Genomic DNA, 24,345 nt, shown 5'->3' with positions numbered 1-24,345 from the left:
GCGAAACTGCCCTAGCCGCGTTTTCCCTTTGGACATCAAGGAGAAGTACATGCGGATTCCGAAGTTATCCCTCGCCGTGGCACTGATTGCAGGGAGCCTTGGCCTGGCTTCGCCGGCGAGCGCTCAGCATCATTACGACCGTCACGACCGTGTCGAACACCATCACGATGCCCGCCGCGACCATGCCCGCCGCGACGACCGCCGCTATCGTCCTGCGCCGCGCCGTCATGACGTCCGCCGCCGCCATTCGTATCGTCACTCCTATCGCCACGCCAGCCATTGCCGCACCGTATGGCGCCATCATCGCAGCGTGCGCGTCTGCCGCTAGGCCGTGAAAGCCCCCGGCCTGGTGCCGGGGGCTTCAGCCGACCATTCCCGCCGATGGCCCGATCGCGCGCTTGCCGGGCAGGGTCGTCGGAGACATATTCCCAGGCATGACCAAGTACCTCATCTCCTTCCCGAGCGAGGCCATGGTGCTGACGCCGGACGAACTCGCGGTGGCCGCCAGGGAATCCCATGCGGTCATCGCCGCGGCCAAGGCGGCGGGAGTCTATGTTTTCGGCGGCGGAATAGAGGAGGGCGTTCCCCCCGTGCTGGTTTCCGGCGAGGGAGGCGTATCTTCGCGGATCTATCCCGGCAGCCGGTTGGACGGCGGGTTTACCGTTCTGGAATTGCCCAGCCGCGAGGAGGCTGAGCGATGGGCGGCCAGGATCGCTGCCGCCTGCCGCTGCGCGCAGGAACTGCGCGAGTTCATGTACGATCCGGAAAGTTAGGCCGGAAAGCTAGGCCGGAAAGCTGGGCCGAAGAGAAACGCCGGCAGCCGGCCGCTCGCTCAAGCGGGCACGATTTCGATATTGGGATGGTCGGCGAACACTTCCATCACGATGTCGAAGTAAGTCGTGCCGCGGCCTTGCTCCAGGGCCGTCAGCTGCCCGGCTATTGTTGAGCCATTGAACATCGTTCGCTGGCACAGCCTTCCGCTCAGGAAGGCATGGGTGCATTCCGGCCCGAGGGCCGCGCGTGTCGCTGCCATGTCCTTCCAGCGCAAGGTGACTTTTTCGGCCCCCTGCATCGCGCCGTAGCCGCCGTAGAGCAGGTCGTTCAGGGCATCGAGGCTGTCTGCCAGAAGCCAGGATTCCCCGGCCATGAAGACCCTGTTGATCTCGGCATAGAAGGCGGGAATGTCCGTGATGACGCTTCCGTCGATCTCGAACTGTCGCGCTTCCATCGGATCGCTCTCAGGCGGCGCGTTGGAGGAACCGCTGGGAGAGCCCGTGATAGAGCTTTTCCTTGCAGACGAACTGGGCGGCGAAATCGCCGATCAGCGCAGAGGCGAGAAGCGGCATCATCAGGCCGCGGCTGGCGGTCGTTTCCGAGATGATGATCACGGCCGTGAGCGGCGCGCGCACGACACCGGTGAAATAGGCGACCATGCCCAGCAGGACGATCGCGCCCGGCGAATAGCCCGGAAAGATTCCGCGCAGAAGCTCGCCGATCCCGGCACCGATGGAGAGCGAAGGCGCGAAGATGCCGCCCGGCACGCCGGAGACGGCCGTCGCCAGTGTCGTCACGAACTTGGCCGCGCCGAACCAGACGGGCACGTCCTGGCCGGCGATGATGCCGTTTGCAGTATCGTAGCCGGTGCCCCAGGTCAGGCCGGTCGACACGCCGAGCGCGGCGACGATGGCGCCGCAGATCGCGGCGAACAGCACCGGACGTGCGCGCAGCCACCCCATCGGGCGCATGGTCGTGGTTCCGGCTCCCAGCATCAGCCGGGAGAACACGCCGCCGGCGATCCCGCCCAGGATGCCCGCGACCGGGGTGGCGATCAGCGCCTGCTGAAAGCCCAGCGTCTGGCGCATGGCGCCGAAGTAGATGTAGTCTCCCGCCAGTCCCAGGCTGACCATGCCAGCGATCAGCACGGCGGCCATGACCAGCAGCGTCATGCGCTGCTCGTAAGCTGCGGCCAGTTCCTCGATGGCGAAAGCCACACCGGCAAGCGGCGTGTTGAAGGCAGCGGCAACGCCCGCCGCGCCGCCTGCGATATAGACCGAAGACCGCAAGGGCACGCGCAGCATGCGGTGCATCCTGCCCATGATGGCTGCGGCGATCTGCACGGTCGGACCCTCGCGGCCGACCGAGGCGCCCACGAGAAGCGCGCCCACGGTCAGGAAGAACTTGGCAATGGCGGCGCGGGCAGACACCAGGGTGGACAGCGCCGCCTCCGGGTTCTTGGTCGCGGCCATCACCTGGGGAATGCCCGAGCCCTTGGCCAGAGGCGCGAAACGCAGCGTGATCCAGGCGATGGCGGCAAAGCCTGCAGGCGTCGCCAGCAGAGGCCCCCACCACCAGCGGGCTGCGAACATGTGGAACAAGGCGTTGGCTTTGTCCGCCATGTCCGCGAAGACCAGCGCCACCAGACCGACCAGCACGGCCCCGCCCACGATCGCCACGCGCCTGCGCCAGACCAGCGCTTCCGGACCGTGACGGCGCAGGACCACGCGAAGTCGGCGAGGCAGCAGGCGGCTCGGTTTGATCACGGTGCGAGACTCTCTGATGAGCGAATGGGAGAGGGCGGGGAGCCCGGCCCTATTGAAGCGCTTCGCCCGGCCTGTCCACCCATGCAGGGCATTCGTTCCTGTCAATCGCAGCCTGGGTACGGCGTAACAGGCAGGAAGCACTGTGCCGGTCGCAGGCTTTCCTATTGGGCGCGCGCTTTCCTTTCCCACCGCGCCCGCTGCTCGACGCAGGCACGGGCATAAACGCCTGCTCCAGCCGGACCGTTACCGGCTGGAGCGTTCGGCGGCGTCAATACTTGTAGGCGAAGCTCAGGAAGAAGCTGCGGCCGGGTTCGGGGAAGCCATCGGTGAGCACGTAGTAATCGTCGAACAGATTGCGCGCGCCGGCGCCGATCACGACACCGCGGTAGACCTCGTAGTTCACGGAAATATTGGCCTGGAAATAGGCGCCCGTGCGGTAATAGCGCGTGCCGGCGGTGTTCACCGTCCAGCGGTCCGAGGCGATATCGGCATTGGGCAGGATGTGCAGGCCGTCCAGAGGCGCCCAGTCGGCCCAGACGAATGCCTTGTGCGTAGGCACGCCGGTGGGCTGGAAGGCGGTGTTCGTCGGATCGTCGATATCGCGGTGCGTGTACGTGTAGTTGCCGCCGAGGCTGAGGGTGTCGCCAAGCGTCGCGGTCAGCGCGATCTCGCCGCCGTAATAGTTGCCGCTGCCGAGGTTGCGGCTCTGGGTTACGGGCTGCTGGTTGAAGATGGTCGGGAAGGCTACGATCACATCGCTCAGGTGCGAGTAGAATACAGCGGCCTCGGCGTGGAGCGGGCCGAAGTCGCGTGCTCCGCCGATCTCGTAATTGGTGGCGCGCTCGGCCTTGAGGTCGGGGCTGGAGGTCGCTCCGCCGAAGCGCGAACTGAAGCGTTCGAAAATCGTCGGGAAGCGGGCGCGCGAGGAGATGCCGGCATGGAGGCTGGTGGCCGAGTCCGGTGTCCATACCAGCTGTGCCTGCCCATTGAGCGCCTGGCCATTGTGCAGCGGATATTCGATCAGCGCGTTGCTGGCGTAGTCTTCCGCCCGGGTAAGATTGCGCCAGTCGAAGCTGACGCCGGCGGTGAGGGCCAGCGCGGGGTTGAAGGCAAGGCGGTTTTCGGCCGCGATGCTGTAGGTTTCCTCGATGCTGGTCTGCTTCGGCTCGGTCGTGCCGATACCGTTTGCGAAGCTCTCCTGCCATTCGACATGCTTGTCGCGGCGGTAATGCGCGGCCACGCTGAAGCGGTCGGCCTCGCTCACGTCCACATCGAGCTGGGCCGATCCGCCCCAGGCCTTGTCGGCGTAATAGCTGTTGAAGGCGCGCGGGCGCGTCTGGGTGGTCTGGCTGGCATCGTCGAAAGCGCGCAGCAGGTTGTCGAAGCTGTTGCGGTAGACGCGTGTCTTCAGCGTCGCCAGATCGCCCAGCGCCGTGGTGGAGAGGAAGTAGATGCTGTCGATGTTCCAGTAGGGCCACGACCAGTTGCGCTGGGATGCGGAACTGTCGGTGATGTGCAGCGGCGCGTTCTTGGCGCCTTCCTGACGGGTATAGCTCAGCGAATATTCGTCAGTGGCATTGGGCGTGAAGCCCAGCTTGGCATTGACGCGCCAATCCTCGGTGCGCGAGAAATCGCGGTGGCCGCCGTCTTCCGCCGATCCGGCGCTGGGCTCATAGCTGCCGGGCAGGTCCCAGTGATCGGTGAAGTTGCGGGTGTAGCTGGCCTGCGCGTACCACTTGTCCTGCCGCGTGCCGAGCAGGGCGAACACGTTGTAACCTGCATATTCGGCCTCGCGCCCCAGGTTCAGCGTGCCGCGTGCCTCGGCCTCGATCGGCTGAGAGGGCTTTCGCGTCACCAGGTTGATCGCCCCGCCCATTGCGCCGGGCCCGTCCAGAACGGAAGCATAGCCCTTGGCCACCTGTACTTGCGCAATGTCGCCGGTGAGGAAGCGTCCATAGTCGAGCCTGCCGTCTGCCGGCAGGTAGACGCGGATGCCGTCGATGGAGAGCGGCACCTGGTAGCGGTCGAAACCGCGCACGTTGATAAGGCGCTCATTGCGCGATCCGCCGCTGTTCGACGAGGACAGGCCGGGCATGAGGTTGACCGCATCGTCCAGGCTGTTGCGCTGGAACAGCCGCATGGCATCGGCGTCAAGCGTGGTGGAGGATATCGTCGGCGTCGATTCCGTCGGCGCAGTGACGATGATCTGGCCCAGCGTAAAGGCATCGTCCCGACCTGAAGTCGTGCTCGTCTGCGCCAGAACAGGCACCGAGACCGACAAGGAAAGGGCGCAGGAAAAAGTAACCGCAAGCGCGGAAGCGGAACGTATCAAGGAAACCCCCATTTTTTTGACCTGTCGCCGTCCCGGCGATTCGCTATATCCGGTCGTATATAGCTTTGCCGCGCCGTAAAGCATAATGACGCCGGGGTTAGACGATGAGGATTGGCGATCGCGGCATGCGAAGAGGGAACGGACATCGGACCGAATTTCATGACTTGCGCATCCTGTCCGTCACCCGTCGCTCGCCCGTCCTGAGGCTGCGATGCGTTACGGGCTGATCGGCCTCCTGCTGCTGGCCACGGCCGTTTCGGGCGCCCTGGCCGGGGAGCGCGGCGCGTGGAATTGGGGCGCGGACGCACCCCCGATCCCCGCCGACAATCCGATGAGCGCGGTCAAAGTCGAACTGGGGCGGCGCCTGTTCTACGATGCCGACCTTTCGATCAACGGCACGATGTCCTGCGCGACCTGTCACGAGCAGCACCACGCATTCGCGGACGGAAATCGCACCCATGCCGGAGCGCTGGACGATCCGGGGCGGCGCAATGTGCCCGCGCTCCAGAACCTCGCCTGGCTTTCGCCGCTGACCTGGGCCGATCCGCGGCAGGCCACGCTGGAGGCGCAGGCCTCGGTGCCGATCCTGGGCGAGCACCCGGTCGAGATGGCGATGAAGGGGCAGGAAGCGGAACTGTCCCGGCGGCTCGGCCGCGATCCCTGCTATCGCAGCTTGTTCCGCAAGGCCTTTCCGCAATCCCGGGGGCGGATCGACTATGCCGACGTGGTGAGGGCGCTGGCCGCTTTCGAACGGACGCTGGTTTCCCGAGGCAGCGCCTGGGATCGTTTCGAGAGCGGGGAGAAAGACGCGCTTTCAGGCCAGGCGCGGCAGGGGCTGACCACTTTCAGGCGCGACTGCGCAGGGTGCCATGCGGGGGCCGATCTCACGGACGCGAAGTTCCACAGGATCGGTCCGGTCGGGGCCGATCCCGGGCTTGCGGAGATATCCGCCTCTCCGGACGACCTGGGTCGCTTCCGCACGCCCGGTCTGCGCAATGTTGCCGTGACGGCTCCTTACCTCCACGACGGTTCGGCGGCGTCGCTGGCCGATGCGATCGCGGCGCACGGACAAGCCGTCCAGAGCGCGGACATGCCGCCGCTCATCGCCTTCCTGGAGAGCCTTACCGACCACAGCTTCCTGGCCAATCCGCAGTTTTCGCTGCCGATGGAGGCTTGCGGCAAGCCTTTGTGATCCCCGGCGTGGGCGCTAAAGCGTGACGCCGCGTTTCCAGATGCCGATGGCCCGCTCGTCGTTGCTTTCGTTGCGCGCAGGTTCGCCGCTGGCCACCGCGAGGATCCGGTCGAGCAGGGCCTCTGCCGCCGTTTCCATGCCCTGTTCCAGAGCGATGCCGGCGTCGAAATCGATCCAGCCGGGCTTGCGCGCGGCAAGATCGTGGTTGGAGGCGATCTTCATCGTCGGCACCGGGCTGCCCAGCGGTGTACCGCGGCCGGTCGAGAACAGCGTGATCGTTGCGCCCGCCGCCGCCAGCGCAGTGGTGGACACGGCGTCGTTGCCCGGACCTTCCAGCACCGTCAGGCCGCCTTGCGCCCGCAGCGGCGAAATACGCTCGCCATAACCGATCACGTCGCGCACGGGGGCGAGGCCGCCCTTCTGCACGGCGCCCAGCGACTTTTCCTCCAGCGTGGTAATCCCGCCGGCGATATTGCCGGGGCTGGGGTTTTCCGAGACCGGTTCGCCGTGATCGAGGAAGTAGCGCTTGAACCCGTTCACCAGCGCGGAGAGGCTGTCGAACACTTCCTGGCTGGTGGCGCGTTCGAGCAGCAGGTTCTCGGCGCCGAAGACTTCGGGAATCTCCGTCAGGATCGCGGCGCCGCCGGCCTGGGTGACGGCATCGGCCATCAGGCCGATCAGCGGGTTGGCGGTCAAACCGCTCATGGCATCGGAACCGCCGCATTTCACGCCCAGGCGCAGCGCCGATAGGGGCACGTCTTCACGGCTGTCGCCTGCCATCTCGGCCAGAAGCTCGGCAATCAGGGCCTGACCGGCGGAGAACTCGTCCGTTTCGGACTGGGCGCGCAGCACCCGCAAGCGCGAACGGCGCGCTTCGGGAATGCGTTCCAGCAATGCATCGAGCTGGTTCGATTCGCAGCCCAGCCCGAGCAGCAGCACGCCGCCGGCATTGGGGTTGAGCGCCAGCGAGGCGAGGATCGCGGCAGTGCCGTCCAGGTCCGCGCCAAGCTGGGAGCAGCCGAAGGGATGGTTGAAGGCGTGGACGCCCTCTGCCCCCTCCGGGCCCGCTACCATTCCGGCATTGGCCTGCGCGGCCAGTCGCTCGCCCAGCCGGCCGACGCAGCCCACCGTGGGCAGGATCCAGAGTTCGTTGCGCGTGCCGACGCTGCCGTCGGTACGCCGATAGCCGCGGAAGGTGCGCTCCGCGTTCGTGCTTGCGCCTGCTGCGGCAGGGCCGGGGCCGGCAAAGGCATAGGCTTTCTCACCTGCCAGGGCCGTGCTCAGATTGTGCGAGTGGACGTGCTCTCCCACCGCGATGTCGCGCGTGGCCAGGCCGATCGGGGCGCGGTAACGGTGGACGGCTGCGCCGGCGGCGATCGGCGCGACGGCGAACTTGTGGCCCGCGGGAATGGGATCGCGCAAGGTGACATGAAGGCCCGGCAGGCGGATTTCCCGGCCCGCATCGAGCGGGTGCAGGGCGACGGCGACATCGTCTTCCTGAGCAATTCGAACGGCATCGACGGAGGGGGCAAGAGTCTCGATCATGGCCCGACGATACGCCATTGCCAGCGCTGGCACAACTCGATATTCGGACGGCAGCCAAGGAGATTCCGGATGCCGCAGCTTTCGCTTCACCCCGACCGCCTGTTCCCCGCCGATCCCGACACGCGGGCCATTGCGCGCGAACTCTATGCGCAAGTGGCGGGGTTGCCGATCGTCAGCCCGCACGGGCACACCGATCCCGCGTGGTTCGCTTCCGATGCCGCCTGGACCAATGCGACCGAGCTTCTGCTGGCCCCCGACCACTACCTGTTCCGCATGCTCTATTCGCAGGGGATCGACCTCGATGCGCTGGCCGTGCCGCGCAAGGGCGGGCTTCTGCCCGATACCGATCCGCGCGAGGCCTGGCGTCTGTTCGCAGCGAACTGGCACTTGTTCCGAGGGACGCCTTCCAGCATGTGGCTGGACCATGTCTTTGCCGAAGTCTTCGGCATCGCGGTCACGCTGGATGCCGGTTCGGCGGACCATTACTACGACACGATAGCAGAGGCGCTGGCCTCGCCCGCATTCCGGCCGCGCGCGCTGCTCGAGCGGTTCAACATCGAACTGCTCGCCACCACCGAAGGCGCGGGCGACGATCTGAAGCACCACAAGGCGATCCGCGCTTCGGGCTGGAAGGGCAATGTGGTCACTACCTATCGCCCGGATTCGGTGATCGATCCCGAGCACGATTCCTTCGCGCGCGACCTTGCCCGGTTCGCACAGCTCTCGGGCGAGGACGTGGGGAGCTGGCAGGGCTACCTCGCCGCACACCGCAAGCGCCGCGCCGATTTCCGGGAGATGGGCGCCACGGCGACGGACCACGGTTTCCTCAGCGCGCGCACCGCCGACCTCTCCGCTGCGGCGTGCGAGGCGCTGTTCGCCAAAGTCATGGGCGGCAAGGCCGATGCCGCGGAAGCCGAGCTGTTCCGGGCGCAGATGCTCACCGAGATGGCGCGGATGAGCCTGGAGGACGGCATGACCATGCAGATCCACCCCGGCGCCACACGCAACCACAACGCGCGTCTCTTCGCCAGCCACGGCCGAGACAAGGGGGCGGACATTCCGCGCGGCACCGAATATGTCGAGGCACTGCGCCCGATGCTCGACCTGTTCGGCAACGAGCCCGGCCTTACCGTCATTCTCTTTACCTTGGACGAAACGACTTACGCGCGGGAACTGGCGCCGCTCGCGGGCCATTACCCCGCTTTGCGTCTTGGCCCGGCCTGGTGGTTCCACGATAGCCCGGAGGGCATGCGCCGCTTCCGCGAAATGACCACGGAGACCGCAGGCTTCTACAATACGGTAGGGTTCAACGACGATACCCGCGCGTTCCTGTCGATCCCGGCACGGCACGACGTGGCGCGCCGCATCGACTGCGGCTTCCTGGCGCGGCTGGTTTCTGAGCATCGCCTGGCGGATTGGGAAGCGGCAGAGCTGGCGCAGGAACTGACCCTGGGTCTCGTGCGCAAGGCCTATGGCCTGGAGGCCCCGGCGTCGCGCGTGGTGGAGCTGGCGTGACCCGCCTTTCGCAAGCCTCGCTGGCCGCGCTGCCGGGCTCGGTCGCGGCGCCGCGGTACGACCGCGCGGCCGTGCGGCCGGGCGTCGTCCACTTCGGGCCGGGCGCCTTCCACCGCGCCCATCAGGCGGCTGCATTCGATACGCTGCTGGCTCAAGACCCTCGCTGGGGACTGACCGGGGTCAGCCTCCATTCGCGCGGCGTTGCCGATGCGCTGAACCCGCAGGATGGGCTCTACACCCTGGCGCGCCTCGATGCGGAGACCGACTACCGCGTGATCGGCGCGATCAACCGGGTGCTCACGCGCGAAGATCCCGCTGCGATCCTGGCGGCCCTGGTCCATGCCGATACGCGCATCGTCAGCGCGACCGTGACCGAAAAGGGCTACTGCCTCGCCGCGGACGGCACGCTCGATTTCGCCAGCCTTGCCATCGCCGCGGACCTCGAAGCCGCGCGGTCCGGAGACTGGACGCCGTCATCCTTCACCGGCTGGCTGGTGCGCGGGCTTCAGGGCCGCCGTCTTGCAGGGCTGCCCGGCGTGACCGTGCTCTGCTGCGACAATCTCTCGGACAATGGCCGCAAGCTGGAAGCCGCGACCCTGGCGCTGGCGGAGGCGGTCGACCCCGAGACCGCGCGCTGGATCGCCGATCATGCGGCGTTCCCGAATGCCATGGTCGATTCCATCACGCCCGCCACTGACGACGCCCTGCGCAGGCGTGTCGCCGCAGCGATAGGGCAGGAGGACGCCTGGCCCATCCAGCGCGAGCGCTTCACGCAGTGGGTGATCGAGGAGCGTTTCGCTGGGGAGCGCCCCGCGCTCGACCTGGCGGGGGTGACTTTCACCGGAGACGTTCGCCCCTTCGAAACCGCCAAGTTGCGCCTGCTTAACGGCGCCCATTCCTCGCTGGCCTATATCGGCCTGGGGCGCGGACTGGAAACGGTGGCCGAAGCCATGGCCGACCGGGAACTCGCCGCATTTGCCGAGCGCCTGATGCGCGAAGATATCGCGCCATCGGTCTCCGCCCCGGCAGGGCTGGACCTGCAGGCCTATATCTCGGACATTCTGGCCCGCTTCGCCAATCCCGCGATCCGCCACCTGCTTTCCCAGATCGCCTGGGACGGATCGCAGAAGCTGCCCTATCGCCTGCTGGACACGGTGCGCGCCGCTCTTGCAGCGGGCCGCCCGGTCGCGCGGCTGGCGCTGCCCATCGCCGCCTGGCTGCGCTTCCTGGCCGCCGCCGCGCGTGAGGGCCGGGCGATCACCGATCCGTTGTCGGGTCCGCTGCTCCAGCGCGCCGAAGACTGGCGGGCGGTGCTGGCGATGCGCGAGGTTTTCGGCGAACTCGGCGCGGACCCCCGCTTCGTCGGCGCGGTGGAGGCCGGCCTCGCAGGATTGGCGGCGGGACGTCTCGACCCTGCTTGCGTCCACTGAAAGGGGCGGCCCTTTCGGCGTCAGGCCGGGGCGGGCCCCGTGGACTCGGCAGGCACGAGTTCCAGCGCATGGGGCATGGTCGGTGCTGCCGTCTTGCCCTCAATCCGCGCGATCAGTTGCCCGGCGGCGCCGGCGGCCATTTCACCGAAAGGGCGCAGGACCGAGGTGAGGGCAGGGGTCAGCATGCGCGTGAGGATGCTGCCGTCGAAACCGACGATGGAGAGCTGGTCGGGCACCGCGATCCGGCGCGTCGCGGCCACTTTCATGACCCCTGCGGCCATGATGTCATTGGCCGCGAAGATGGCGGTGGGGCGCGGCTCCCGGCTCAGCAGATCTTCCGCCGCGAGGACGCCCGAGGCGAAGCTGTAGTCTCCCGAGGTCTCTGCCAGCGAGATCCCCGCCTGGTTCGCGATTTCGCCCAGGAAGCCCGTGCGCCTTTCCTGCGCGGAGGCGACCCCTTCCGGCCCGTTGACGAGGCCCAGGGCGCGGTGGCCCAGGCCGAGCAGATGGCGCGCCACTTCGGCACCGGCCTGTCGTTCCTCGCTGAGGACCACGCCTGCAAATCCCTCGATCGGGATAGATGACAGCGCGACGGCAGTGACGGGGCAGGTGTCCAGCGCTTCGGGCAGGCCCGGTACGCCCGAGACCGGCGGCAAGAGGATGATGCCGTCTACTCTCGACCTGTCGATGAAGGCCAGGACGTCGTCGATGACGGCGTCATCCTTATCGGGGCAGGCGTGGACCACCAGTTCGTAGCCGTTCGGCGATGCCACTCTGGCGATCCCGCGCTGGATGGAATCGAGCACCAGCGCGTTCTGGTCGTTATGCACCAGCCCGATCAGGAACGAGCGGCGCATGGCCAATGCCCTGGCGCCCCGGCTCGGCTTGAAGTTGAGCCGGTCGATGATGTCCTCGATCGTCTTGCGGGTGTTCTCGTTGACCTTGGGCGACTTGTTGAGGACGCGGGACACCGTGCGGATCGAAACGCCCGCGGCGGCGGCGACATCGTCGATAGTGGGCTCGCCGCCTGGGGATCGCGCTTCCGGTGCTTTCATCGCCTGTCGTGTAATGGCCTGCGGGCGGCGATCAAGGGCTTTCCCAAGTCGGCGCCGGCACCTGCGCCCGCACCTCCGAACAGACATGGTCGTTTTTCGACCGCGCTGACGACGCTCGGGAAGTTTTACTGATTTATTTCCGCATTGTAGCGAAACCGTCACCAATCCGTGAAATAGGCCCGCTCCGGAAAGTTGCCGGCGCCGTGAACTCGTCGCGGCGCTTTCGCATCCAAGGGGGGTATAAGTGTTGAACAAGTCCGTTGTCACGTTGGCGGTTGCTGCCGGCTTTACAGTATTCGCGCCCGGAATGGCCCAGGCGCAGGATACCGCGCCCAGTGACGCGGATGGCAGCGAATTCGGGGATATCGTCGTGATCGGCAGCGGCCAGACCCGCTCGGTCTCGACCCTGCTGCCCTCCAACCTTGAAGCCCTGCCGCCGGGTACCAGCGTGCAGAAGGCGCTGAACTTCCTGCCGGGCGTGAGCGCGCAGTCGATCGACGCGCTGGGCGTCAACGAGCAGTCCCTTTCGCTGCAGGTGCGCGGTTTCAGCACCACCCACCTGGGCTATACGCTGGACGGCATGCCGCTGGGCGACGGCGCCTACAACAACTACAACGGCCTTTCGATCAGCCGCGCGTTGATTTCCGAGAACCTCGGCCGGGCCGACCTGGCGACGGGCATCGCCGGCCTTGGCATCCCTTCGACCAGCAACCTTGGCGGCGCGCTGACCTATTTCAGCAGCGATCCGCACCAGGACATCGGACTGACGGTCAGCCAGACGGTCGGCAGCGAAGATACCCTGCGCACTTTCGCGCGCTTCGACACCGGCGAGCATGGCGGGTTTTCGGCCTATGTCTCCGGCCACTACAGCGAACAGGACCTGTTCGTGAACCAGCGCGCCTATAACAAGTCGACTGGCAAGCAGTTCAACGGCAAGGCGAAGTACGCCTTCACCGGCGGCACGATCACTGCCTTTGCCGACATTTCGCGCACCAACCAGGCCGACGATGCCTATCTCTCCAAGGAAATGCAGGGTCGGCTCGGCTGGGACTGGGGCGGCTATGCGCCTGACTGGCAATCGTACCTCGACCGCGCCTACTGCTCGGTGACGGGACCGACCGCGCCCACCAAGTGCGTTGCCGCGCCTTCACCGCAGAAGAACTCGGACGTGACCTTCACTAACGGTCAGATCCTGCGCAATGACAACTTGTTCTACCTCGCCGGCGATTTCGACATCACCAAGGCGATCAAGGCCCGCGTCCAGGTCTATCACCATACCGACAAGGGCGCCGGCAACAACTGGATCGTCGGCTGGTCCAAGCAGGGCACGGCGACCACTGCCGATGACGTGCCGGTGCAGATCCGCGACACGCGCTATACCATCAATCGTACCGGCGGGCTCGGCAGCCTGAGCTGGGACGTGGGCTTCAACCAGTTCCAGGCCGGCTTCTGGATCGAGGAAAACAAGAGCAGCGCCGCGCGCTACATCTGGACCAACGTGACCGGCCCGTTCGACATCGGGCAGTTCCTGGAGGGCCAGCCGGATACGGCGCAGTGGGTGCAGGAAACGAAGTGGAAGACCCGCCAGTTCTACGTTCAGGACACGATCAAGCTGCTGGATGACGCGCTCACCGTCGACTTCGGCTTCAAGGGCACGTACTCCCGCTCGGACGCCGAGGCGCAGGACGGCATCGCCAAGACCCCGCCGCCGGCCTCCAGCCAGTTCGCCACCGGCTCGCTGACGGCCAAGGACTTCTTCCTGCCCGAAATCGGCCTGCACTGGCAGGTCGCCCCGCAGCACGAACTCTTCGCCAGCTATGCCGAGAACATGGCCATGTTCCAGGGCGGCTTCAAGCTGGGCCCGCAGTCCGTCTCGCAGACCGTGTGGAACGCGCAGGGCAAGACCCTGAAGCCCGAGACCTCGAAGAGCGTCGAAGGCGGCTATCGCTTCGTCAGCAGCCAGTTGCAGGTCGCGCTCAGCGGCTATTGGGTGAAGTTCGACAACCGCCTGCTCCAGTACAATCCCTGCCCGACCAACCAGCAGCAGAATCCGGGCTGCGGCAACTCGTTCCACAATGCCGGCAGCGTCACCAGCAAGGGCGTGGAACTGGGTGTGCTGTGGAAGCCGCTGCCCTGGCTGAACTGGTACAACTCGGCCTCGTACAACAAGTCCACGTATGACGACGATCTGAACTGGTGCACCGGCGCGACTTGCGTCATCAAGGCGACCGCGGGCAAGCAGCAGGTCGATACGCCCAAGGAAATGCTGGCGAGCGTCCTGTCGGTGAAGCAGGACGGTTTCTCCGCTTCGGTACAGGGCAAGTATACCGGTCGCCGGTACTATACCTATACCAACGACCAGAGCTTCGGCGGCTATGTCACCGTGGACCTCGGCCTTGTCTACGACTTTGGCGACTTCGGACCGCTGAAGGGCGCGAAGCTCTCGCTGAACGTGACCAATCTGACCAACAAGCGCTATGCGTCGAACTTCGACAACAGCGTCTTCGCACCGGACGATGTCAACGGAACCATCCTCGTGTTCCACTCCTCGGCACCGCGCCAGGTCTTCGGTACGCTGGGCGTCAGCTTCTGATGCGATAGGAGCCCTTTCGGGCGGATTTCAACGGCCTTCCCCGCCATGGCGGGGGAGGCCGTTTTCGCATGTGGCCGAGGGTGCGCCCTGCCATCAGCCGGCGGCGGAGATCACCTCGATACGCAGGGGAGTACCGCCCGCGGCGATGTCGAGCAGGAGGTCGACATTCGGATGGGCGCCGGGGCGGCTGCGCGCGTCGGGGGTGTGTTCGGCGAAAATAGCCAGGCCATGCTCGGCCGCAGCCGCATCGAGCGCACCGAAGGACTGCTGCAGGTAGTTGTAGACGGCCAGGGAGCCTTGTTTGCCCGGCTGGTTCTCGATGCCGGCGACGACCGTGCCGGTTTCGTCGAGCAGGTCGATGCGCTGAATGCCGTCGATCGGCGGCAGCTGCTGGAGATTGTCCTTGAAGGCGGCGGCGGGTTGGATCGTCAAAGCCGTGTCTTTCGTGTTTCCGGGTGAATGGCGCGGGCCTCTAACACCTTCCCCATCCGCCCGCCAAGGCGGCAGTCGATGCTGGCGCCTCGCAGGCCCCCGCATAAACCCGCGCCATACGCAGCGGAAATCGAGTTGAGATAGGCAGCAGGACCAGCCACTCCGTTGGGTCCGGTTGGCCAATTCACGCAAACAGGTTTCCCATTCGCGAACCGCGAACGGGAAAAGCGGCTGAAAAGCGCAGGATTTGCAAGGGGTTCGACCCGCTAACGCAATCGTTCTTGCCAGCGAACCGCCATTTGCGAAGCCTCTGCCACGCCATGCTCGAAAACGCGGGCACAATTCATGACGATCATGGGGCAGGCGCAGCCACCGCGCCGACTGGAGAATGAAACAATGGCTGTCGCATCACGCGTATTGCTGCTGGGCAGCGCGATATTCCTCATCGCTGCCGATGCCGCGGCAGAGCCGCAAAATCCCGCTCCCATCGGCCGGGCCGATCTGGCCACCGTTCCTTTTGCCCAGGGCGAGCAGCTGATTTCGGCGACATACACGCCCTCCGGCAAAGTCCTCGTCGCCTATCAAAGCCATGCCGGCGGGGACGAGCGGGACCTGACGCTGGCGACAATGAACGACGACGGCAGCGCCCTTCGGCCGTTCTTCGCGGGACGGATCCCCGAACGCCCGAAGGACAACGGCCTTCGCTTCATGGTCTTTCCCGACGATCGCCGGATATTCCTCGGCGACTTCGTGATCGAATGCGCGACCCCGCTGGAGACTTGCGAAAAGGCCCGGTTGATCCCGGTGCTCTACCCGTCCGAAGTCGCGGACGGCGATCATATCGCCCATCGCTGGTCGGAAATGGTGATCGCTCCAGACAATCGGCACGTCGCCTGGACGACGCTCTTCGCGAATTTCTCCGCGGCCGTGTTCACGGGCGCCTTGCAGCGGCAAGGCGACAGCTACCGGATCACCGCGCCGCGCATCGTCAGCACGCGCGAACCTTTCGCCGCGGACCCGCGCCATGCCGATGGGGTGATCCCGCAGCCTGTCCGCGGCGGCGAAGTGAAGCAGTTCGTGCAAGGCGGCACGGCGCTCTCGCTGGTGGGGGCGATCAGGCGCGACTTGCCGGACTCGGTCACGCTGGACCTGGCGAGCGGCGGCCTTCAGGCCGTCACCGATACGCCTGGCTATACCGAAACCACCATCTTCTCGCCCGACGAACGCCTGGGGCTGACGATGACGACGCGGTTTTCGGCGCAGACCGACCCGGCCATCCTGGGCCTGATGCCGCGGCCCTATCCCGCCGCGCTCAACATGGGGCTGAGCATGTTCGCCTATACTTATGCCGTTACCGGCGTGCGCAGTTCGCGTGAGGGCAGCGTAGGTCCGGCGCTCATCGATATCGCCGCCTCGCAGCGACAGGACGGCTACCTCGGCAAGGACCTGGGCGCCGAGGCGGGCTGGGTGTTCAACTCGCCGCTGTCCTGGAATCCGGATGGCAAAAGGGGAATGTGGATCGAGAACCGCAGGGGCAGCTCCACGAAGCGCATCCGCATGGTGTGGCTGCCCGAATACCGGCCCGGCCCCGCGGTGAAGGCGCGCGCGACGCCCGAACGGATGACCTATGCGTCTTCCGATATGACCGAAGTTCCGAAACTGGCCGATCAGGCGAAGGCGGTGAACGTGAAGGTCTATGGCCGGACCTCCGGGTACATCGCCTATGAACGGACAGCGGCGACGATCTCCAAGACCTATGTCGATTTCAGCGACGATGGCGCCGCCGTCTACAACGGCCGCGAGACCACGCATGTCCATCCCGCCGGTGCATCGACCTATGAGGCCGACATCGTTCTAGCCGGTCCGAAGCCCGGTGAGATGAAGCTGAAAGTGACTTTCGGGTCGCTTTCGGGCGCGCGGCCCAGCGCGATCGACTTCTCGCGCGACGGGCAGGGCCAGCCGCGCAGTGGCGGCTTCGCCAGCTATGCCGGCCAGCGGCTGGAGGTGACCAGCCTCGTGCCATGAGCAGGACCGACGCCCTGCGACGAAACAAAACGGCATACCGGGCATTTGCAGGAGCGATACTTATCCCTTCCCATCGGGAGATCCACCTTGCTCAGTGCGCAGCCGGCCGTCCGGCCTATCCGTCCGCTTCGCCGGTCGCTTCATCCGCTTCACGCGCTGTTGATGGCCTTTCCAGTCGCGCTGTTCCCCAGCGCGCTCCTGTCCGACGTGACTTACGTGAAGACCGCGCAGATCCAGTGGACCAACTTCTCCGCCTGGCTGATTACCGGCGCGCTGCTGTTCGGCGGGTTTGCACTGCTCTGGAGCGCCATCGCCACCTGGGCCGCGCGGGAGCGGGTGGAGCGGCGCCATAACGGCGTGGTGACGGTGCTGCTGGCGCTCGCGTGGATCGCGGGGCTGTTCAACGCCTTCCAGCACAGCCATGACGGTTGGGCTTCGGTGGGAACGATGGGCGTGGTGCTCTCGGTTCTGAGCACGATCCTCGCGCTGGCCGCGGGCTGGGTGGGCCATTCGCAAGGCCGCGTTCTGGCAGTGGAGGCAGGCCGATGATCTTTCGCCATATCGCCATCGGCGCATCGGCGCTGGCGCTCGCGGCTTGCGGCAGCAGCAATCCCGATCTCGACCAGACCGGCGCGCAGCCGGACCTGCCGAAGCAGCGGCAGACCCTGTTGCCGCCCATGAACATCGCCACTCCGGCGGGCTGGAACGGTGAAGCGCCCAGGGCGCCGGCCGGCTTTGCCGTCACCGCCATCGCCACCGGGCTCAAGGTGCCGCGCCAGATCCTGGTGCTGCCCAATGGCGACATCCTCGTGGCGGAAGGCATGGGCGGCCAGGACGCGCCGACCGTGCGGCCCAAAGACGTGATCGCCGGCTACATCAAGTCCATGGGCAAGACCTCGGTGAAGGGCGGCAACCGCGTGACCTTGCTGCGCGACACCAATGGCGACGGCAAGCCGGACTTGCGCACCGAATTCGCGACCGGGCTCAACGCGCCCTACGGCCTCGCCTATGCCGACGGGAACATCTACGTGGCGGATCAGGATGCGGTGATCCGCTTCCCCTATCGCGACGGCATGACCCGCGCGGAAGGTCCGGGCGTGGAACTCGTGAAGCTGCCTTCGCGCATCAACCATCACTGGACCAAGGCGATGACGGCCTCGGCCGATGGCTCGAAGCTCTATGTCGGCATCGGCTCCAACAGCAATATCGGCGAGCGCGGCCTCGACGTGGAGCAGGACCGGGCGCAGATCTGGGAAATCGACCGGCAGACGGGCGCGCACCGGACTTATGCTTCCGGCGTGCGCAATCCCACGGCGATGGCCATCAATCCCGCCAATGCCCAGCTCTGGACAGTGGCCAACGAGCGCGACGAACTGGGCCCGCAACTGGTGCCGGACTATCTCACTTCCGTGCGCGACGGGGGCTTCTACGGCTGGCCCTATAGCTACTGGGGGCAGAACGTGGACCCCCGCGTCCATCCGCAGAAGCCTGCCATGGTGCGTGCGGCGATCCGTCCCGACTATGCGCTGGGATCCCATGTCGCCGCGCTGGGGCTGTCCTTCGTCACGGGAACGGGCCTCGGCGGCAACTTCGCGCAAGGGGCCTTCGTCGGTGAGCACGGCAGCTGGAACCGGCAGGACCTCTCCGGCTACAAGGTGGTCTGGGTGCCCTTCGCCAATGGCCGCCCCTCCGGCAAGCCGCAGGACTTCCTGACCGGCTTCATCAAGGACGGTCATGCCCGCGGCCGGCCGGTGGGCGTCGCCTACGATCCGGTGGGCGGAGCGCTGCTGGTGGCCGACGATCTTTCGAACACCGTCTGGCGCGTGGCGCCTGTCCGGCCCTGACACTTCCTGGCCGCCGCCTGCGCTGGATTGAAACCATCGCACGCGGCGGCTCGGCCTTCGGAAAGGGTGGCTCCGGTTCAGGGCGATGAAATGAAGTCGTTTTCCGCTGCGCTCACAGAACCTCACGCCAATTAACAAGCCGGATCGGCGCGGCCCGTTTATGACTTCCTGGCAGACAAGGAGGTCGTCATGCTCAACGAAACGCCCATTCTTACCCCTTCCCGGCGGCGCGAATTCATCGCCGGCGCCGCGGCGCTGGCAGCGGCCATGGTGGCTGGTCTCGGGCCGAAAAGCGCCATGGCGGCCGCGCCCGTGCGGCAGGCATCCATTGCCCTTGAGCCGGTGCGGCAGATCGCTGCCGGCACGCTCGACATCGGCTACGTGGAAATGGGCCCGTCTTCCGGGCAGCCCGTGCTGCTGTTCCACGGTTGGCCATACGACATCCACAGCTTCGCCCAGGTCGCCCCGATCCTGGCCGCGCAGGGGCACCGCGTCATCGTTCCCCACTTGCGCGGCTTCGGCACGACCACCTTCCGGTCGGCGGCCAGCCCGCGCAATGGCCAGCAGGCCGCGCTGGCGGCAGACGGCATTGCCTTGATGGATGCGCTCGGGATACGGCAGGCCATCGTCGCCGGGTTCGACTGGGGCGCCCGCACGGCGGACATAATGGCGGCGCTCTGGCCACAGCGGTGCAAGGCGCTGGTATCGGTCAGCGGCTACCTGATCGGCAGCCAGGCGGGGAATGCCAAGCCCTTGCCGCCCAAGGCCGAACTGCAATGGTGGTATCAGTTCTACTTCGCCACCGAGCGCGGCCGCGCCGGCTATGCGGCCGACACCAAAGCCTTCAACCGCCTCATCTGGCAGCAGGCCTCGCCCCGCTGGGCTTTCGACGACGAGACGTACGCGCGCTCGGCCGCGTCCTTCGCCAATCCGGACCACGTCGATATCGTCATTCACAACTACCGGTGGCGGCTCGGCCTGGCGCAGGGCGAGGCGCAGTACGACGCTGCCGAGGCGCAGCTTGCATCGGCGCCTGCGATCATCGTTCCCGCGATCACCATGGAGGGCGATGCCAACGGCGCGCCGCACCCGGAACCTGGCGCTTACCGCGCGAAGTTCTCCGGCCCCTACGAGCATCGCCTCATCACCGGCGGGATCGGCCATAACCTGCCGCAGGAGGCGCCCGAGGCCTTCGCCAAGGCCGTGCTCGATGCGGGGAAGCTGGCATGACGCTGCGTCCCGGTGCCTGCTGCCTCGCGCTGGCTGCGGCGGTCCTGGGCCTGTCCACCATGGTGGCGGCCCAGGACCGGCAGAGGGAAGCGGCTCCTGTCTACGGCGTGAGGTTGCCGGAGGGCTACCGCGACTGGAAGCTCATCAGCGTCGCGCACGAGGCGGGCAAGAACAACGACATCCGTGCGATCCTGGGCAACGAGATCGCCTTGCGCGCCTATCGCGCGGGAACGCGGCCGTTCCCCGATGGCGCGGTGATCGTGCGGCTGGCCTGGCGCTTCGAATCGTCGCCCCGGAACGATGCGGTGTTTCCCGCTCCGCAGTCCTTCGTGGCGGGGGCGGCCACTAACGTCCAGGTCAGCGTCAAGGATGCGCGGCGCTATGCGGCCAGCGGCGGATGGGGCTACGGCCAGTTCGAGGACGGAAGGCCTGACCCCGACGAGGCACTGACACGCTCCTGCGCGGCCTGCCATGCCAGGCTTGACGCGGGCGAACCGGATGCGGACCGGGTCTTCACCGACTACGCACGCTGAAGCGGGCGACATCGATCGCCCGCTTGCCGCCAGTCGCTGGCCATGACGCCGGTGCGGGACGCTATCGCCCGCACCGGCGTTGCCGTCCTATTTGGCCATGGCGGCCCGCTCGATCAGCGCCGCGACTTCGGCCGGGTGCGACACCATGACGACATGCGAGCCGCCCTTCACGACCACCGTCTGCCGCGACTGCGCGCGCTCGGCCATGTAGTGCAGGGCGGCCGGCGGAATGTTCCGGTCGGCATCGCCATAGACGAACCACGAAGGCACATGCTTCCAGGCCGGCGCGGTCGAGGGTTCGGAGAGCGCGGCCTCGGCCACCGGGCGCTGTCCGGCCGCCATCAGGCGTGCCTCCGCTGCTGGCACGTCGGCCGCGAACTGGTCGCGGAAACGGGCCTGAAGGATGTAGAGATCCTTGCCGCCGCCCGCGATCGGGACGGGCGGCGCCAGTGCCGGAGCGAGCGTACTGCCGGGAAACTTGCCGGTCAGACCCAATGCGGTCTCGCCCGTGTCCGGCGCGAAGGCGGAGACGTAGACCAGCCCCTTGATGCTCGGCAGTCCATCGGCCGCCTCGGAGATGACCGAGCCTCCGTAGGAATGGCCGACCAGCACCACGGGTCCGGCAATGCTTTTCACCACGTCCGAAACGACAGCGGCGTCCGCACGGACCCCGCGCAAGTTGTCAGGCGCGGCAACCACGGCATATCCGTCGTGCTGGAGCACGGAAATGACGCCGTTCCAGCTGGAGGAATCCGCAAAGGCGCCGTGGACCAACACGATCGTCGGTTTCGGTGTCGGCGTGCGCGTCTGCGCCTCTGCCGCGGCATAGGGAACGAGCGCGCCTGCAGCCAGGGCCAGTGCGCCGGCAAGGACAGTCTTCATGATGGAAATCTCCGTTACAGGGTCAGGCCAGGGCCACGACGGTGTCGATGTTGCCCTTCACCGCCTTGGAGTAAGGGCAGGTGCGATGCGCCGCTTCGATGATCTGGCGCGCGAGGTCCGGCTCGAGCCCGGGCACATGGACGTCGAGCCTTGCTGCCAGCGCATAGCCGTCCGGGCCGTGGCGGAGTTCGACATGGGCATCGATGGAAAGGTCGCTCGGGAGCGTCACGCCCCTGGTCGCGGCGGCAATGCCCATCGCGCCCTCGAAACAGGCCGACCAGCCGGCGGCAAAGAGCTGCTCCGGATTGGTGCCCTGGCCTGCCGTGCCGGGGGTGGACAGCGCGATGTCGAGGCGCCCGTCGGAACTGCGGGCCTTGCCTTCGCGGCCGCCGGTGACATGGACTTCGGCGGTATAGAGCGTCTTGATGTCGGACATGGGTATTCTCCTTTTAATTGAGGGGTTCGTCAGCGCAGGGAGCGGAAGGCAGCGCGCAGTTCCCGGGCGAAGAGCGCCGGCTGCTCCCAGGCGGCGAAATGGCCGCCGGTTTCTGTCTCGTTGAAGTAGAACAGGTTGCGGTAGCAGCGCTCGGCCCAGCTTTTAGGCGCGCGAAAGATCTCGCCCGGGAAGACGCTGACGGCCACGGGCAGGTCGATGATGCCGCGCGCGTTGAAGTTGTTCGAATGGTCTTCCCAATAGATCCGCGCGGCCGAAGCCCCGGTTTCGGTCAGCCAGTAGAGCGAGATGTCGTCGAGTATCGCCTCGCGGCCCAGGACGCGCTCCGGCTGCCCCCCGCTGTCGGTCCACTGGGCGATCTTCTCGTACATCCAGGCGGCCATGCCCACGGGCGAATCCACCAGCGAATAGCCGATGGTCTGCGGCCGGGTGTTCATCATCGCGGCATAGGCCGAGTTATCGCGATAGAAGGCCTGGAGCTGCTCGAAAGCCCGGCGTTCCTTGGCCGAGAGCTGGCCGGGTGCGGGATCTCCCGCTGCCAGGGTCCGGGCGATGTCGGCCGGGACCACGGCGGGCATGTTGAGATGGATGCCCAGCAGGCCCGGCACATGCTGAAGCGCCATACGCTGAGAGATCACCGATCCGCAATCGCCGCCCTGGCTGACATAGCGGTCGTAACCGAGCCGCAGCATCAGCGTGGACCAGGCGCGGCCGATCCGGTCCGATCCCCAACCCGGCGTGGTCGGCCTGGCCGAAAACCCGAAGCCCGGGATCGAGGGGATGACGAGGTGGAAGGCATCCTCGGCCGTGCCGCCATGGGCGGTCGGGTCGGTCAACGGAGCGATGACGTTCAGGAATTCCAGGACGGAGCCGGGCCAGCCATGGGTGAGGATCATCGGCATGGCGTGCTCATGGCGGGAGCGCACATGGATGAAGTGGATGTCCAGCCCGTCGATTTCGGTCATGAACATCGGCAGGGCATTGAGGCGGGCCTCCACCTGCCGCCAGTCGTAGGCGCCGCCCCAGTAGGCCATGAGTGGCTGCAACGTCTGGCGGCGCACGCCCTGGCTGTCGTCCTCCACGGGCTGGGGATCGGCCCAGCGGGTTTCGGCGATACGGCGCTTCATGGCCGCGATCCGCTCCGCAGGCACCGTGACCCGGAACGGGCGGACGCTACCGGCCTTTCCGGGCATGGCGGCCGCCCCGAGCGCATCGTCCGATGCCAGCGCGCGGGCCGTGCCGGGCAGGGCGGCCAGGGCCACCGCGGCCGTTCCCGCCCCGGCCACGAAATTCCGGCGCGATGTCAGATTGTCTGCGATCATCTCTCTTCTCCTTGGCCGGTCTCCGGGCCGTGTGGCGGACAAAGTAGAGGGATCGTCGCGGTATGCCCGTTAGCTGCGGTGATGCCGCGTTAGCGCCTGTTGTGCGCCGCCGCCCCGGGCGAAACTGCGCGCAGCTAACGCAAGCTGGCGTGCAGGACTGCCTTACCGGCGCCTAGAACGCGGCCTCCATCCAAGGGAGCCATCCGCCATGACAACGAACCGCTCGCTGGGCTTCATCGCCGCCGCCCTCATGACCGCTGGAAGCACGACGGCGCTCTGCTGCCGCGAGGCGCTGGCCCGCCCGCTGCAGGACGGCGACGCCGTCGCCGCAGCCACTCCCTCCCGCATCGGGCCGATCGACCTGCTGGAACGGGCTCGGCCATGGCTGGCGCCGCAGGGCGCTCCGACGCTGCGCGGCAAAGTGGTGCTGGTGAATTTCTGGACTTACTCCTGCATCAACTCGCTGCGGGCGCTGCCTTATCTGCGTGCCTGGAGCGATCGCTATGGAGACAAGGGATTGCAGGTGGTCGGCGTCCATGCGCCGGAGTTCGGCTTCGAGCACGATCCCGCCAAAGTCCGCAGCGCCGTTGCCGCGCTGGGCATCGGCTATCCCAACCTTCAGGACAACGACTATGTGATCTGGAGCGCCTTTGCGAACGAGGGCTGGCCGGGCTTCTATTTCATCGACGCGAAAGGCCAGGTCCGCGCCTATCGCGTGGGAGAAGGCGGTTACGACCAGGCCGAGCAACTGCTGCGCAAGCTCCTGACCGAGGCTGGCCATGACGTTTCGGGCGTGCCGCTGGCCTCGATCACGGGGCAAGGCATCGAAGTCGAAGCCGACTGGCGCAACCTGAGATCGCCGGAAGCCTATCTCGGCTATGCCAAGGCGGCCGCCTTCGCCTCGCCCGGCGGGTTCGAGCGCGATGCCGCACATCGTTATGTTCCCGCGCGGGCGCTGCCTCTGAACCGCTGGGACTTGTCCGGCGACTGGAGCGTGGGGCCGGAATTCGCCGTGTCGGGCGGTTCGGACGGCTCCATTCGCTTTCGGTTCCATGCCCGCGATGCCCACTTCGTGCTCGGCGCGCCTGCCGGTGGAAAGCCCGTGCGCTTCCGGGTGACCATCGACGGCGCGGCCCCCGGCGCCGATCATGGCGCGGATACCGACGCGGCCGGCTGGGGCGAGTTGCGGCAGGACCGGCTCTACCAGATCGTCCGCCAGCACGGCGCCGTCACCGATCGCACGGTTCGCATCGAATTCTCGCAGCCGGGCGTCCGCGCCTATTCGGTTACATTTGGATAATCCCGCCCTCCTTTGCGCACCGTGTCTTGATCTGGGAAGGAAACTGCTGAAAACGCCTAGTCAGGTTTGTGTGATCCCGTCGACACATAGCGGCAGGCGGGGATCCAGAGGACAGGCGATA

Annotated in this window: 21 protein-coding genes; 12 read left to right on the top strand and 9 right to left on the bottom strand. The window is 66.6% G+C overall.

The window, feature by feature from the left end; all coding sequences use genetic code 11:
• Window positions 1-49: 49 nt before the first annotated feature.
• Both AC1VV3_RS18975 and AC1VV3_RS18970 read left to right on the top strand, forming a co-directional pair.
• Window positions 50-328, top strand: coding sequence for a hypothetical protein (locus AC1VV3_RS18975; RefSeq protein ID WP_482962127.1), 279 nt, complete (start codon window positions 50-52; stop codon window positions 326-328).
• A gap of 106 nt (window positions 329-434) precedes the next feature.
• Entirely contained in the window at window positions 435-773 is a 339-nt protein-coding gene (locus AC1VV3_RS18970) for a transcription initiation protein (protein ID WP_482962126.1), read from the top strand.
• Window positions 774-832: 59 nt separating this feature from the next.
• Here the strand turns inward: AC1VV3_RS18970 and AC1VV3_RS18965 are convergent, their stop codons facing one another.
• The 3 genes from AC1VV3_RS18965 to AC1VV3_RS18955 all read right to left on the bottom strand — a co-directional run bounded on the left by AC1VV3_RS18965 (window position 833) and on the right by AC1VV3_RS18955 (window position 4,809).
• Window positions 833-1,228: a barstar family protein gene (locus tag AC1VV3_RS18965; protein WP_482962125.1), complete on the bottom strand. Its 396-nt coding sequence runs from the start codon at window positions 1,226-1,228 to the stop codon at window positions 833-835.
• A gap of 10 nt (window positions 1,229-1,238) precedes the next feature.
• Complete coding sequence (locus tag AC1VV3_RS18960) at window positions 1,239-2,540, bottom strand: chloride channel protein (RefSeq protein WP_431567169.1); 1,302 nt, start codon at window positions 2,538-2,540, stop codon at window positions 1,239-1,241.
• 268 nt (window positions 2,541-2,808) lie between these two features.
• Complete coding sequence (locus AC1VV3_RS18955) at window positions 2,809-4,809, bottom strand: TonB-dependent receptor plug domain-containing protein (protein WP_482962124.1); 2,001 nt, start codon at window positions 4,807-4,809, stop codon at window positions 2,809-2,811.
• A 274-nt stretch (window positions 4,810-5,083) separates the two neighbouring features.
• Here AC1VV3_RS18955 and AC1VV3_RS18950 point away from each other — a divergent pair, with 274 nt between their 5' ends.
• The gene (locus tag AC1VV3_RS18950) at window positions 5,084-6,064 is read left to right on the top strand and encodes a cytochrome c peroxidase (protein WP_482962123.1); all 981 of its coding nucleotides are present in this window, start codon (window positions 5,084-5,086) and stop codon (window positions 6,062-6,064) included.
• A gap of 15 nt (window positions 6,065-6,079) precedes the next feature.
• On the opposite strand, the gene AC1VV3_RS18945 is transcribed toward AC1VV3_RS18950, so the two are convergent.
• The gene (locus AC1VV3_RS18945) at window positions 6,080-7,609 is read right to left on the bottom strand and encodes a UxaA family hydrolase (RefSeq protein WP_482962122.1); all 1,530 of its coding nucleotides are present in this window, start codon (window positions 7,607-7,609) and stop codon (window positions 6,080-6,082) included.
• Window positions 7,610-7,678: 69 nt separating this feature from the next.
• Between AC1VV3_RS18945 and uxaC the strand changes: the two genes are divergently transcribed.
• Together uxaC and AC1VV3_RS18935 are read left to right on the top strand one after the other, a co-directional pair.
• On the top strand, window positions 7,679-9,124 hold the full coding sequence (uxaC, locus tag AC1VV3_RS18940; protein WP_482962121.1) for a glucuronate isomerase: 1,446 nt from the start codon (window positions 7,679-7,681) through the stop codon (window positions 9,122-9,124).
• A complete protein-coding gene (locus AC1VV3_RS18935) occupies window positions 9,121-10,554 on the top strand; it encodes a mannitol dehydrogenase family protein (protein ID WP_482962120.1) in 1,434 nt (477 codons plus the stop codon). Before uxaC ends, AC1VV3_RS18935 begins: the two co-directional genes overlap by 4 nt.
• 20 nt (window positions 10,555-10,574) lie before the next feature.
• On the opposite strand, the gene AC1VV3_RS18930 is transcribed toward AC1VV3_RS18935, so the two are convergent.
• Window positions 10,575-11,609 carry a LacI family DNA-binding transcriptional regulator gene (locus tag AC1VV3_RS18930; RefSeq protein WP_482962119.1) on the bottom strand — a complete coding sequence of 345 codons (1,035 nt, stop codon included), beginning with the start codon at window positions 11,607-11,609 and terminating at the stop codon, window positions 10,575-10,577.
• Between the two features lie 244 nt (window positions 11,610-11,853).
• Here AC1VV3_RS18930 and AC1VV3_RS18925 point away from each other — a divergent pair, with 244 nt between their 5' ends.
• Window positions 11,854-14,202 carry a TonB-dependent receptor gene (locus tag AC1VV3_RS18925; RefSeq protein WP_482962118.1) on the top strand — a complete coding sequence of 783 codons (2,349 nt, stop codon included), beginning with the start codon at window positions 11,854-11,856 and terminating at the stop codon, window positions 14,200-14,202.
• 93 nt (window positions 14,203-14,295) lie between these two features.
• Here the strand turns inward: AC1VV3_RS18925 and AC1VV3_RS18920 are convergent, their stop codons facing one another.
• Window positions 14,296-14,634 carry a DUF2322 family protein gene (locus AC1VV3_RS18920; RefSeq protein WP_482962117.1) on the bottom strand — a complete coding sequence of 113 codons (339 nt, stop codon included), beginning with the start codon at window positions 14,632-14,634 and terminating at the stop codon, window positions 14,296-14,298.
• A gap of 396 nt (window positions 14,635-15,030) precedes the next feature.
• Between AC1VV3_RS18920 and AC1VV3_RS18915 the strand changes: the two genes are divergently transcribed.
• The 5 genes from AC1VV3_RS18915 to AC1VV3_RS18895 all read left to right on the top strand — a co-directional run bounded on the left by AC1VV3_RS18915 (window position 15,031) and on the right by AC1VV3_RS18895 (window position 20,266).
• On the top strand, window positions 15,031-16,659 hold the full coding sequence (locus tag AC1VV3_RS18915) for a hypothetical protein (protein WP_482962116.1): 1,629 nt from the start codon (window positions 15,031-15,033) through the stop codon (window positions 16,657-16,659).
• A 162-nt stretch (window positions 16,660-16,821) separates the two neighbouring features.
• A complete protein-coding gene (locus tag AC1VV3_RS18910; protein ID WP_482962115.1) occupies window positions 16,822-17,208 on the top strand; it encodes a DUF2231 domain-containing protein in 387 nt (128 codons plus the stop codon).
• A complete protein-coding gene (locus AC1VV3_RS18905) occupies window positions 17,205-18,503 on the top strand; it encodes a PQQ-dependent sugar dehydrogenase (protein ID WP_431567180.1) in 1,299 nt (432 codons plus the stop codon). Before AC1VV3_RS18910 ends, AC1VV3_RS18905 begins: the two co-directional genes overlap by 4 nt.
• Before the next feature lie 189 nt (window positions 18,504-18,692).
• The gene (locus AC1VV3_RS18900) at window positions 18,693-19,733 is read left to right on the top strand and encodes an alpha/beta fold hydrolase (RefSeq protein ID WP_482962114.1); all 1,041 of its coding nucleotides are present in this window, start codon (window positions 18,693-18,695) and stop codon (window positions 19,731-19,733) included.
• Complete coding sequence (locus tag AC1VV3_RS18895) at window positions 19,730-20,266, top strand: cytochrome P460 family protein (protein WP_482962113.1); 537 nt, start codon at window positions 19,730-19,732, stop codon at window positions 20,264-20,266. Before AC1VV3_RS18900 ends, AC1VV3_RS18895 begins: the two co-directional genes overlap by 4 nt.
• A gap of 87 nt (window positions 20,267-20,353) precedes the next feature.
• On the opposite strand, the gene AC1VV3_RS18890 is transcribed toward AC1VV3_RS18895, so the two are convergent.
• From AC1VV3_RS18890 to AC1VV3_RS18880, 3 genes are read right to left on the bottom strand one after another with little or no spacing between them, the layout of a single operon-like run.
• Window positions 20,354-21,148 (bottom strand): alpha/beta fold hydrolase, encoded by a 795-nt coding sequence (locus AC1VV3_RS18890; RefSeq protein ID WP_482962112.1) that lies wholly within the window; start codon window positions 21,146-21,148, stop codon window positions 20,354-20,356.
• A gap of 22 nt (window positions 21,149-21,170) precedes the next feature.
• Window positions 21,171-21,584 (bottom strand): organic hydroperoxide resistance protein, encoded by a 414-nt coding sequence (locus AC1VV3_RS18885; RefSeq protein ID WP_132265994.1) that lies wholly within the window; start codon window positions 21,582-21,584, stop codon window positions 21,171-21,173.
• Between the two features lie 29 nt (window positions 21,585-21,613).
• Window positions 21,614-22,924 (bottom strand): epoxide hydrolase family protein, encoded by a 1,311-nt coding sequence (locus AC1VV3_RS18880; RefSeq protein WP_482962111.1) that lies wholly within the window; start codon window positions 22,922-22,924, stop codon window positions 21,614-21,616.
• 208 nt (window positions 22,925-23,132) lie between these two features.
• Between AC1VV3_RS18880 and AC1VV3_RS18875 the strand changes: the two genes are divergently transcribed.
• On the top strand, window positions 23,133-24,224 hold the full coding sequence (locus AC1VV3_RS18875; RefSeq protein ID WP_482962110.1) for a redoxin domain-containing protein: 1,092 nt from the start codon (window positions 23,133-23,135) through the stop codon (window positions 24,222-24,224).
• Window positions 24,225-24,345: the final 121 nt, after the last annotated feature.

The sequence above is a fragment of the Novosphingobium sp. BL-S-34 genome (genome assembly GCF_056857015.1).
Note: the sequence above shows the minus strand (reverse complement) of the source record. Positions and strands in the feature narration are given on the sequence as shown.